Raw genomic sequence first — 11,330 nt, forward strand, 5'->3', positions numbered from 1 at the left:
ATGCATGAGCACATCATTTAATCTGGACATAATTCAGGGCGCCATGCATGAGCACATCATTTAATTTAAAAATAAAATTCAGGGCGCACTAATTTTGGCATTCTCCGGTGGCTCAGCCACCGGAGAATGCCAAAATTAGTGCGCCCTGAATTAAAAATGCGGCCGCGCAGCGGACGCCCGTGCGGGGGCGCTCACTTCACCCCAAAGCGCGCACGCGCAGCAAAAGCAAAAAAAAGACGCAATACACACAAGGAACCCCCTGCAACAGATATTCATTGTAGCCCCGACGCAGCCGGCCACAATCTCACTTGCAGAGGGTTTCCTTGATGCGTAATCGATGCATAAGCGAACTAGCGCTCTTTAGGCAGCTTGCTCATGGTGCGCAGACAGCGCGTGCAGATGTTGACCACGCGTGGAGTACCATTGATCGCAATACGACGGCGCTGCACGTTCAGTACGAAACGACGGCGTGTGCGATGCTGCGAAAAAGGCACATTGTTGCCATACATTGGCTTGCGCTCACAGATATCACAACGTCCTGCTGACATTATTCTCATCCTCCCGAAAGATGCAAAGGGACACAAAATAATTCCTTCCTCAGTCGGAAGGCGCTCATTTTGCCCTGTATTCGTTTACTTGATTATCCTCGGAGCCTCTGGTATACTGCATCAAGAAAACTCGTGCGTGCACCGTTTGGATAATCCAAACATGTCATGCGAGTATAACCTATATTGGCTATTTTGGCAAGAGAGAAGACACATGCGTATGCCAAAAGCATCTGCGATACAGCCGCAACACGGCTCACACCCTCTCGGGAAAATAGAAGTGCTACCCAACGCCATCCATTCCATCGCAGTAGAAGCGACTCTGGCCTGCTACGGCGTTCTGGGCATCGCCTCTCCACATTTGCGCAATGGGCAGGCAGTCATTCTAGCACCCGAGCAGAGAAACCAGGGGGTACGCATCCAGATACACAACGAGCAACTGACGATCGATATCTATGTAGCGCTCGAATATGGATTGCGTATTTCTGAAATTGCGCATAATATTATGAGCGCCGTCAAATTTTCGGTTGAAAAAATGCTTGGCACTCCCGTAACGCAGGTTAATATTAATGTCCAGGGGCTTATCCATGGACCAGGACTTACAGAAAAGAAATAATTAAAGGACAGAGGTAGCACAGCGGCTATGGAGGAAACAAAACCACGCCCAATACTACGTCAACGGTCGAGACGCGTTAGTGTTTTTGATGGACAAGATTTAAGAAAAGCGATCTTAGCCGGTGCAGCCTGGCTGGAAGAAAATCGAGAAACCATCAACGCACTGAATGTTTTTCCTGTGCCCGACGGCGATACGGGGTCAAACATGGCAGCGACGATGAAATCCGCCATTCGCAATATCGCGCAAAGCGAGGAGAAATCGGCGGGTGTTATCGCCAGGCAAGTTGCCCATGACGCACTATTAGGCGCACGTGGAAACTCGGGCGTTATCTTATCGCAAACATTGCGCGGTATAGCTGCTGGCCTGGAAAATAAAGCGACGTTCAATGCACAGGACCTGGCTGAAGCTTTTCAGAAGGCGTCAGAGCTAGCTTATCGCGCGGTCATTAAACCGGTGGAAGGAACTATCCTGACGGTGGTGCGCGAGGTGGCCGAAGCAGCCAAACGTAGCGCGGAACATCAGAACGACCTGATTATTGAGATGCAGGATATCGTTGCCGCAGCTCGCCAGGCGGTCGCTCGAACTCCTGAACTCTTGCCCACCCTCAAACAGGCAGGCGTTGTTGACGCCGGCGGACAGGGCTTCTGTACCATTCTCGAAGGCGTCTTGCGCTACATGCGTGGTGAGGCCACCAGCGGCCCAGACAGCCTGAGCGATACACTTGCCGCCGCGCCCACATCCGACACCACCACCCCAAGAGAAACCCACACCAAAAAGGGACGCGTAACCATCGAAGAAGAATTTGGCTATGAGGTGGTCTTCCTCCTGCGCGGCAACGATCTGGATGTCGAGACCATCCGTCAAACGATCATAGACATGGGCGGCGTCTCAACCGTGGTCGCCGGCGATGAAACGATGCTAAAGGTACATACCCATACGCTCACGCCGGGCAAGATCCTGGACTACGGCGTTGGCCTGGGCAGCCTTCTCGACATCAACATCGAAAACCTGCAGGAGCAGAGCCTGACCTATGCGGCCGAGAGTGATGCGGAACACGCCGAAGAAGAGCAGAAGGCTGAGGTCAGCAACCAGCTCGCGACCGTAGCGGTGGTCTCAGGCGAAGGTTTTGAGAAGGTCTTCCGTGGCCTGGGCGTCAGCTCTATCGTCTCGGGTGGTCAGACCATGAATCCCAGCATCGAAGAACTGCTGGATGCTGTGGAGAAGACCGCCGCCGAAAAGATTATTATCCTACCCAACAATAGCAACGTTATTTTGAGTGCTCAACAGGTAGTAAGCTTGAGCAGCAAAGAGGTCTACGTCATCCCCTGTAAAACGCTCCCGCAGGGAATCGCGGCCCTGATCAGCTTCAATTATGAAGCAGACTTCACCACCAACTGCGAAACGATGACAGAGGCCGCGCGCGCCATTCAGACGGCAGAGATCACTACCGCCGTCCGTTCGGTTCAACTGGGAACGCTTCATGTGCGTGAAGGCGACTTCATCGGTGTCATCAATGGCAACCTTTCCGTGGCCAATTCCGATATGGAAGAGACCCTGCACGACACCTTGCAGCGTATGAATATCAACAGGTACGAGATCGTTACGATCTATTATGGTGACTCCGTAACCGCCGAGCAGGCACAGGAGACAGCCAGGCGCATCAAGATGAATTATTCTCAGCTTGAAATAGAGGTTGTAGATGGCGGTCAACCCTACTACGCCTACATTATTTCTGTTGAATAACGACTATTACAGATAGAGGCATCCCCTCTTCTGTTCAATCTAAGAGCGTATCCCTTTATTTTGCTTGCCAGCAACCCTACAGGAGTGGTCCACACATTGGTGTCAGGTTAAAGGAGGTGCGGGGTCCTCCCTGCATCTCCCGTGTGGATCACTTTTCATCGATTATATACTTCCCAGGAGACCTGCAATGAGCATTCGCATCGTCACAGATAGCACTGCAGATATTTCGCCAGAGACGGCGGACGCATTAGGCATTACCATTGTCCCGCTCACCGTCTTTTTTGATGAAGAGGCTTACCAGGATAATGTCGACCTGGATAACGCAACCTTCTATCAAAAATTACAGGCCAGCAAAGTGCTTCCACGCACTTCACAGCCTTCGCCCGCCCTCTTTCAGGAGGCATACACACGCCTGATCAATGAGGGTGCCACCGGCATCTTATCGATCCATCTCTCATCGCAGTTGAGCGGCACCTATCAGTCCGCCCGTACCGCCTGGGAAAGCCTGCCAGAAGAGGTTCGCACCACCCCCTTTGAGGCAATCGACTCCAGAAGCATCAGCGCCGGCATGTTTATGACCTTGAAAAAGCTGGCCGAGATGGCGAGCTCCGATGCAAGCCTGGAAGAGCTTAAGGCGTATGCCGAGGATCGCTTCTCACGTACGCGCATCCTGGCCGTTCTCGATACGCTGGAATTCGTCAAGCGCGGCGGCCGCATCGGCGGAGCCAAAGCCCTGCTGGGCAACATGCTCAGCGTCAAGCCGATCATTGCACTGAGCAAAGAAGGTAGCGTCGTCCCGGTTGAGCAGCCGCGTACACGCAGCAAGGCATTCGCACGCATGGCTCAGTTGCTGGCCGAAAGCGGCCCCATTGAGGACATCGCTATCGCCGAATCCAATGCGGAGGTGGGTCAACAGCTGGCCGAAGCCCTGAAACCCGTTTACACAGGCGAGATTCCCCGCTACAAGCTGGGTGCGGCCCTCGGCACCCACACAGGTCCTGGCACCGTTGCGATCACCTTCGTCAACGCCAAACAATAAAACCTGCTGAAAAGGGAGTGCCCCGGAAGCTAAAGACGCTTCCGGGGCACTCCCTTTTCAGCAGGCGTAACCACACCTACAAACGCCCGAACACGGACGCCTGCTATCCTCACCGTTACAGAAATCTGGCAATCCTTACAGCTCATGCATAAGACATGCCATACCGCGAGATACGCATTAAAGGAAAGTTAATGGTGGCTTGAATAAGCTTCTAACCATTGACTATACCGGGGTCGTCACGTACAATAGTAGTACCAGCGTGTATCTTTTTGTATACACAGTGGAAACGCCCGACGTGTTGTATATGTTATATGCGCAAGCATTTGCCAGGTTTAAACCAGCTAAGTTGAACAATTGCCCGCGCATACATGGTGCAGTTATCTGTACCGAACCGATTCGTTTATGTAGTTCGTTGACAGGATGACACCAGGCTACTGTTGTCGTAGCCTGAACCAACACACATTTTGTTGGCATCAGCCATGCGATCAACATGGCGTAAACTGCGAAGGAGGAACGACTGTGGGTATGTTACGGGTGATGTCACGGCGCGGCGATGACCGCCTTACCTGGGATGAGCAGAAAATTCAAACAGGTGATCCCGAAGCAGTAGCGGCCGTCAAAGAGGCGGAACGGATCTTCGAACAAGAAAAGGCGAAGGGCGCGACGGCATTTCGAGTTATCGATGGCAATCCGGTACAGCGCATAGATAAATTCGACGCCACAGCTGAACAGATAGTTCTGGTGCCACGAGTCGTTGGAGGATGAGCGCCGCGTCCCTGGTCATCTCTGTCCTGTGTTGGACGATCATTGCCTGCGCGATCACGCCGGTTGTGTGGCTGTTCTTACTGCCATATCTAAAAGGGCTAACGCGCGCGGAGCGACAGGCGACCAACCTGTTACGCGATATGCTCACACCAGAGCAATTTCGCCAGCTTCTCTGGCGCGGCTATTTGGAGATACCAAGTCCAAGTGAGCCTCGATGGACATATCGCGTACCCAGGACAAAAGGTTATGTTCAGATCATAGAAGGTGGCCGTGCCGTCATGCGCTTATGCCTGCAACCCGCCGAGTATCTACCCGACGCGGATGTTGTGGTACTACACAAGCTCATGATTGAGGCAAATGAAGAAGTCTACTTACAGAAAGCCAATAAATACGTCTGCCGCGATTGAGAAGATAGAACAATTAAGCGTTGAGGATGTGTTGTGCCATTATGATGAGATGCGCCAGACAAACCCCATAGGGGCGTGAGTGTTACGCCCCTACTTCTCTTTACACGTATTACTCCCCTTCATCGTCCGGTTCTTCAATCTGTACAATTTCCCGATGCCCATTCTGCTTGACACAGGCATGAGGCCCTCCATCCAGCGGGGTGTGACACAAAGGACAGACGGGACGCCCAGAGGTCACGACGGCCTGAATGGTGCTGGAGAGGTCCTGCGCCTGCTGCTGGGTGAAACCTACCTGGATCTGGTCTTCTTCACTCATGGTGACTTCAGGCTCGCGGCCACTCTCCAGCGAGATATTTAGTGGAGTAATTAGCAGGGCGAACACTGAATCTTCCTCGTCGAAGCTCAGGCGCATCTGTCCCACCTGCACCTCGTAATCAGGATAGCGCGAAAAGTCAGCCGGCATGGTTACCGCGGCCATAATACCTCCCGCACGCGCCTCGGTTCGCAATATCTGGCCCTCTGTAATCAGAGCCAGCGAACGGTCTAGCGCCTCGGCCAGGCCGGACAATTGCTCTTTCTCCAGCCACATAACGGCTGAAGCCTCTCTATTCCGCGTGAAGATGCGGAAACGCCGCTGCCCAGGTTGGCCGACAGCATCAGCACCAATAATAGATACACGTCCTAAATCTATACCCATTTTTCACCTCATCAATATCCACGAGCTGGATCATAACGATTGATCATTGGCTCCCCTGCTCGATAGCGCCGCAGATTGTTGGCAAACAGTTCGGTCAGACGCCGATCATAGTGCACACTATCACCTGAAATATGCGGCGTCAAAATAACGTTGGGCAGGGAAAACAGTGGACTACTCGCTGGTAATGGTTCCTCCTGTGTCACGTCCAGACCCGCGCCGGCGATCCAGCCTTCTTTTAAGGCCCGAATCAGCATCTTCTCATCGATGATCTGTCCGCGAGCGACGTTGACCAGATAGGCATGAGGCTGCATGGCGCGCAGCTCTGGTTCCCCGATCAACTTTTCTGTTTGCGGCGTCAAAGGTACGGATAAAACAACGTAGTCGCTGTGCCGCAACATCTCCTGCAGGTGATCCATCGGGTACAGCTGATCAACATCGGGATCGGTCATCCCAGGCTCGACACTACGGCGAGTGGCCAGTACCCGCATCCCAAAGGCATGGCCTAATTGCGCAATGCGCCGGCCAATGCTGCCCAGCCCTACAATACCTAGCGTCTGATCTACCAGTTCACGTCCACCAAGCTTATACCAGCCCGCGCTATGAGGCCACACATGACGATCCTGTAAACGCACCATCTCGGGCCAGGTACGATTAAACATGAGCATACTTCCGAACACATATTCCCCGATCGTTGAAGCGTGGATGCCCACAGCGGTTGTAACGATTACGCGATCAGGCTCATTCAAGATTCCTGACGGACGCAGGCCATCGACACCGGCGCCCGAAGCCTGCAGCCAGCGCAAATTAGGCGCGAGCGCACGCCAATTATTGGGAACCCAGTATGAGCAAAGAATCTCAGCTTCTTTCAGACGCTCAAGAAATTCCTCCCTGTTAGCGATACATAGTACATCAGTTTTCCCCGCCTCACGCAAAATCGCCTGTGATGCTGTTGTAAACTGGAATGTACTGATAACTTTTCCGTAATCAGTCATACAACCTCCTCTTGCGGTCTGGTACGTTTCTTTATTTGCCGCGCCAGCATGATAGCCTCCTCATCCCGAACAAACAGAGTAGGCTTGCATTTGCTGGACCGAACTATATGTACGGCTACTTGCAGATGGTATAGCTATCTCCTCTCCCCTCAGCCTCCAGCCTGCATGATGAACATAACTGCTAGCAATACTATTATAAATGTCAAATGCTCTTTGCAGTATAACAATCCTCATGTATACTACGCCAGACCCGGTACCACAATGGCTCTCCAGCCGCTTCCTTCGTATATCATATGGTGCAATTTACATTTTTAACGCATACTTAACGCGTACAGGCGAATGATTATGCTACAGTATAGTTATAGAGACGGTCCTGCGCTAGCTGCGTTTCTTATGGCGTCTACCATACATCATCAACGTATCAACAATCTAATGGGTGATTTACGCAAAGTAGTTTAGGGGGGCTGACGTGGAAACCACACAACATTTTCTTCATTCTCCATCCACCGGGAATCAAAAAATCTGGCCCACGATGGGAAACCATCAACTGATCATTGTTACCCGCCTGCTACAGGCTATAGCAGGGATGCAAAATATTGACGAGCTCTTGCAGTGGTCGGCGAATATGCTAGCGCAGCGCCTGAACTTAGAGGTTATACAGATCTGGACCTTTCAGGACGAGCGCTACAAACGCATACCCATCGAGCTATGTACCACCGCCTGTCGTCAGCCCGACGTACCTGAACAAATAGTGATTAATGCTCATGTGGCTGAAGTAGCCAGGCGTCTTTGCAATGAACATTATACCGTCACTATACCACAAGTCACTGAAACTATCTTTTCACCCCAGGCAGCACGCCTCCTGACGAAATATAATCTCAATTACTGGGCCTGCTACCCACTTACAAATAGTATCCCTATCCAGGCTATAACAGGCTTTCAATATCCGCTGACCCGGTTTAACCCTCCAACCCATACGCTAGTCTCCTTTTTTACACGTCAACCACCTGATCCACGCCTCGTTCCTACAATCGGATATATCATGGAACAGGTTATCGGGCTCGCGTTCAATCGTGGTCTGCTGCTAGCGGAAAAGCAGGTTCTGGTACAGTCACCCGCGGGAGCAGGAAGTACAGACGCGCTCTTAATGAAGCTCGTTCCACAGCGAAACTGCGACAGCGAGGCCAACCGTGGCAAACACGTACAGGTCATCACCAGCCGCCAGGTGCGGCGCCTGTACCTTTCCATTGATGGACACCGCAACCTGGCTAACCTGGCTGTATTGACACAATTGCATCAACCTGATTTCATGCTGGCCCTGCGTTCGCTCCTCACCCAGAGGCAGATCCAGCTCTACGAACCAGATGGGCACTTCGTCGATGGCACAGCCGTCCTGAGCGTTCTCTAACGAGCTATCCCACTCACTAATAAAATGAGAAAAAAACCATTTTAAAAAGTGAGGAAAATTCAGCATTCTCGTGCTCCTTAAAAAGTGTATCTAGTGTTGCAACTGGTTCGTTCCCTGTGCTATAATCCGACTGGTATTATTGAGAAGAAAAAATGGGACAAAAAGGATGAAACAGAAACCGCCTTCCCCGACAATGTTAACAACGTTGGGGGCGCTGAGCGGCATGGGTTTTACTGTAGCCGTCCCCATCGCCCTTGGAGCCATCCTGGGAAATTACCTCGATGGCCTTCTTCATACCGGACCATTACTCATACTTCTCGGGCTGCTGCTTGGCCTGATTTCGGGAATTTATGGAGCATACCGTTTATATAAGAGCGTCTTTCAGTAGGCCAAACGGATCCCCTAAGCACATCGAACCAGACCTGGCAGGGCTCGGCATATAGGGAGGAAAGCCGAGTGAATCTGTGGAGACTTCCAAATATCACGATTGCCCCGGAAGTAGTAATTCCTGGCACGTGGATCACTAACACTCTGCTCTGCAGTTGGATTACTATTATTTGCCTGGCTGTGATACTTTTTTTTTGGTATGCGGCGTCAAGACCTTGTCCCACGAGGGATGCAGAACGCACTCGAATGGGTGGTCGAGTTCTTGCAGAATCTGGTAGAGAGTGTCGCTGGTAAAGAAAAAGGAAAGAAATTCTTTCCCCTTGTTTTTACATTCTTTATCTTCATTGTACTCGCGAATCTGCTTGACGTTATTCCTGGCGTTGATACAATTGGGACTATTCACTCTGAAAAGGCTGGCGCGGCTATTACTGGCCCGTTCCTCTTCGGTGATGCGTCTAACCAGATTATCCCCTGGATCCGCCCCGCGACAACAGACTTGAACCTGACTCTGGCGATGGCGCTGGTGTCGGTGGTGGTGACCCAGATCATGGGCTTCTCGATGCTCGGCTTTGGAGAGCAGATCAGTAAGTATCTGAACTTCAGGGCGATCAAAGAGAAGGGTGCGATGGGTTTGGTTGACTTATTAGTCGGCCTGCTTGAAATTATCAGTGAGATCGGACGTTTGATCTCTTTCTCCTTCCGTCTCTTTGGTAATATCTTTGCCGGTAGCGTGCTGCTCGCGGTATTCGCCTACCTGCTCCCAATCGTCGCCAATATCGTCTTCATCCCATTCGAAATTTTCGTAGCGGTCATTCAGGGCTTTGTTTTCGCCTTCTTGACCTTGCTCTTCATGCAGGTTGGTACAACCAGCCATGCCGCCCATCACGATGAGGGCGAACATGGGATACACCATGAGTATGAGGGCAGCGCTGCCACCCACTAATGTGAAGGTACAGCGCATCAACACGTTTGCTTCTCGCAGAAATTTCTGCGATTGCATAAACAACCTTAATTCATCAATTACACAACACATTCGTCCTTAAGGAGGATTTTTAATCATGAATCTTGCTCCACTCGCAGCTGCTCTTGCTATCGGTATCGGTGCTATCGGACCTGGCCTGGCAATTGGTATCCTGGCCGCTAAAGCTATGGAGGCCATCGGCCGTAATCCTGAGGCAGCTCCTGTTGTACAGACCAACATGATTCTGGCTATCGTGTTCGCCGAAGCTATCGCTATTTATGCTCTGGTAGTCGCCCTGCTGATCAAGTTCATCCCTTAAGTAATACTTCCTGTTTCGTACCGTATAGTGGAGACGTAGTGCGTCCATTCTGTTTTATCCTCTCCTTCCACACCGGTCAGGAGAGAGACAGGCGATGCCACGTCTCCGCCTTACGTACGGGATATCCCATGTATTACTTCTGATGAAAGGAAGCGCTATCGTGAACATAACACTCACACTTGCATCAGCCACTGCTGCAAGCGCCGAGTCGCCCAGTGGCCTTGGAGCACTTGGCATCAACGCTGCGGCCTTTATTTCGCAGCTCATTACCTTTCTCATCGTTCTCTGGGTCATCTGGAAATGGGTTCTGCCAGCGCTACAACGCACCCTGGAAAAGCGGCAGGCGCTCATCCGAGAAGGCATCGAAAACGCTGAGCAGGCCAAGCGCGATCTGGCTGAGGCCGCCCAAAACGCTGAGCGGATCATCATGGACGCCAAGCGTCAGGCTCAGGATACCATTGAACGCGCGACCAAAAATGCTGAACAGGTCGCCCAGCAGATCGAGACCGAGGCGCGTGACCGCGCCGAGAAGATCAGCCAGCAGCAGATCGCTCGCATCCATCAGGAAGCCAATCGTGCTCGCATGGATCTGAGTCGCGATGTCATCAACCTTTCCATCGAGGCCGCCAGCAAAGTTATCAGCCGGTCAGTTGATAGCAACGACAACCGCCGCTTGGTCGAAGAGTTTGTCACGGCTAGTGACCAGGCGAGGAATAACTAATGCTTAAAGGAGCGATCGCACGCCGCTATGCAGGAGCGATGTTCGACCTGGCGCGCAAGCAGAATACGTTAGACCGCACGCGTGATGACGTCAAAGAGATCGCCGAGCTGTTTAAGCAGCGCAAGCTGGCCTATCTGCTCCGCGAACCCAAAATTCCTGCCAGGCGCAAAGAGAATGCTTTACGCCAGGCTTTAGCCTCACAGGTGCTGCCAACGTCGCTCAATCTTGCCTTGCTCATCGTCCAACGTGGGCTGGTCGAGGTGATGCCAAATATTGCGATCGAGTTCGAGAAACTCGTACTTGACTACCGCAATCAGGCCATCGCGGAGGTCACAACGGCGGCACCGATAGACGATGCACAAAAGGATATCGTCAGAAGAGCGCTTGAGCACAAGACTGGTAAACATATTATCATGCATTCTCGGGTTGACCCGAGTATCTTAGGTGGTGTTGTCGCCCGTGTTGGTGATGAAATCATCGATGGTAGCGCCCGCAATCGCCTGCATATCCTGCAGCAGCAATTGCTCTCCGGTGTTACCGCGACCAGCAACAGCGACGACGAGTTTGCTTCCGAGGGTTTTGCCCAACCGGCAAACCTCTAGCGAATGCGTCTGTGGCACAACGCCCGTATCAGCTCCATCTCGATCTTAAATACAGGTATAATATGGAGGTCGGGAACACTAGAAATATGATGTAGGCCCCCGTATAAATGTCCACCTGAAAAAAGTTC

Annotated in this window: 14 protein-coding genes; 11 read left to right on the forward strand and 3 right to left on the reverse strand. The window is 52.0% G+C overall.

Going from position 1 to position 11,330, the window contains the following annotated elements; genetic code table 11:
- Positions 1–350 precede the first annotated feature (350 nt).
- On the reverse strand, positions 351–548 hold the full coding sequence (rpmB, locus tag AABA21_RS20885; RefSeq protein WP_126595355.1) for a 50S ribosomal protein L28: 198 nt from the start codon (positions 546–548) through the stop codon (positions 351–353).
- A 217-nt stretch (positions 549–765) separates the two neighbouring features.
- Here rpmB and AABA21_RS20890 point away from each other — a divergent pair, with 217 nt between their 5' ends.
- The 5 genes from AABA21_RS20890 to AABA21_RS20910 all read left to right on the forward strand — a co-directional run bounded on the left by AABA21_RS20890 (position 766) and on the right by AABA21_RS20910 (position 5,115).
- Positions 766–1,161, forward strand: coding sequence for an Asp23/Gls24 family envelope stress response protein (locus AABA21_RS20890; RefSeq protein ID WP_338253407.1), 396 nt, complete (start codon positions 766–768; stop codon positions 1,159–1,161).
- 27 nt (positions 1,162–1,188) lie between these two features.
- Positions 1,189–2,904 (forward strand): DAK2 domain-containing protein, encoded by a 1,716-nt coding sequence (locus tag AABA21_RS20895; protein WP_338253408.1) that lies wholly within the window; start codon positions 1,189–1,191, stop codon positions 2,902–2,904.
- A 187-nt stretch (positions 2,905–3,091) separates the two neighbouring features.
- Positions 3,092–3,943 carry a DegV family protein gene (locus AABA21_RS20900; protein ID WP_338253409.1) on the forward strand — a complete coding sequence of 284 codons (852 nt, stop codon included), beginning with the start codon at positions 3,092–3,094 and terminating at the stop codon, positions 3,941–3,943.
- Positions 3,944–4,468: 525 nt separating this feature from the next.
- The gene (locus AABA21_RS20905) at positions 4,469–4,708 is read left to right on the forward strand and encodes a hypothetical protein (protein WP_338258458.1); all 240 of its coding nucleotides are present in this window, start codon (positions 4,469–4,471) and stop codon (positions 4,706–4,708) included.
- Positions 4,705–5,115, forward strand: a complete 411-nt coding sequence (locus tag AABA21_RS20910) for a hypothetical protein (RefSeq protein WP_338253411.1) — start codon at positions 4,705–4,707, stop codon at positions 5,113–5,115. The genes AABA21_RS20905 and AABA21_RS20910 overlap by 4 nt, the downstream gene beginning before the upstream one ends.
- 109 nt (positions 5,116–5,224) lie before the next feature.
- Here the strand turns inward: AABA21_RS20910 and AABA21_RS20915 are convergent, their stop codons facing one another.
- Both AABA21_RS20915 and AABA21_RS20920 read right to left on the reverse strand, forming a co-directional pair.
- On the reverse strand, positions 5,225–5,812 hold the full coding sequence (locus AABA21_RS20915; RefSeq protein ID WP_338253412.1) for a DUF3090 family protein: 588 nt from the start codon (positions 5,810–5,812) through the stop codon (positions 5,225–5,227).
- An 11-nt stretch (positions 5,813–5,823) separates the two neighbouring features.
- Positions 5,824–6,804 (reverse strand): D-2-hydroxyacid dehydrogenase, encoded by a 981-nt coding sequence (locus AABA21_RS20920; RefSeq protein WP_338253414.1) that lies wholly within the window; start codon positions 6,802–6,804, stop codon positions 5,824–5,826.
- Between the two features lie 469 nt (positions 6,805–7,273).
- Between AABA21_RS20920 and AABA21_RS20925 the strand changes: the two genes are divergently transcribed.
- The 6 genes from AABA21_RS20925 (at position 7,274) to atpH (ending at position 11,202) form a co-directional block, all read left to right on the forward strand.
- Positions 7,274–8,212: a hypothetical protein gene (locus AABA21_RS20925; protein WP_338253415.1), complete on the forward strand. Its 939-nt coding sequence runs from the start codon at positions 7,274–7,276 to the stop codon at positions 8,210–8,212.
- A gap of 166 nt (positions 8,213–8,378) precedes the next feature.
- Positions 8,379–8,600, forward strand: coding sequence for an AtpZ/AtpI family protein (locus AABA21_RS20930; RefSeq protein ID WP_338253417.1), 222 nt, complete (start codon positions 8,379–8,381; stop codon positions 8,598–8,600).
- A 198-nt stretch (positions 8,601–8,798) separates the two neighbouring features.
- Positions 8,799–9,542: a F0F1 ATP synthase subunit A gene (gene atpB / locus AABA21_RS20935; RefSeq protein WP_338253419.1), complete on the forward strand. Its 744-nt coding sequence runs from the start codon at positions 8,799–8,801 to the stop codon at positions 9,540–9,542.
- 115 nt (positions 9,543–9,657) lie between these two features.
- Positions 9,658–9,879, forward strand: a complete 222-nt coding sequence (atpE, locus tag AABA21_RS20940) for an ATP synthase F0 subunit C (RefSeq protein WP_126549613.1) — start codon at positions 9,658–9,660, stop codon at positions 9,877–9,879.
- A gap of 160 nt (positions 9,880–10,039) precedes the next feature.
- Positions 10,040–10,600 (forward strand): F0F1 ATP synthase subunit B, encoded by a 561-nt coding sequence (gene atpF / locus AABA21_RS20945; protein WP_338253421.1) that lies wholly within the window; start codon positions 10,040–10,042, stop codon positions 10,598–10,600.
- On the forward strand, positions 10,600–11,202 hold the full coding sequence (atpH, locus tag AABA21_RS20950) for an ATP synthase F1 subunit delta (protein ID WP_338253423.1): 603 nt from the start codon (positions 10,600–10,602) through the stop codon (positions 11,200–11,202). Before atpF ends, atpH begins: the two co-directional genes overlap by 1 nt.
- Positions 11,203–11,330 lie beyond the last annotated feature (128 nt).

The sequence above is a fragment of the Dictyobacter halimunensis genome, assembly GCF_036245075.1.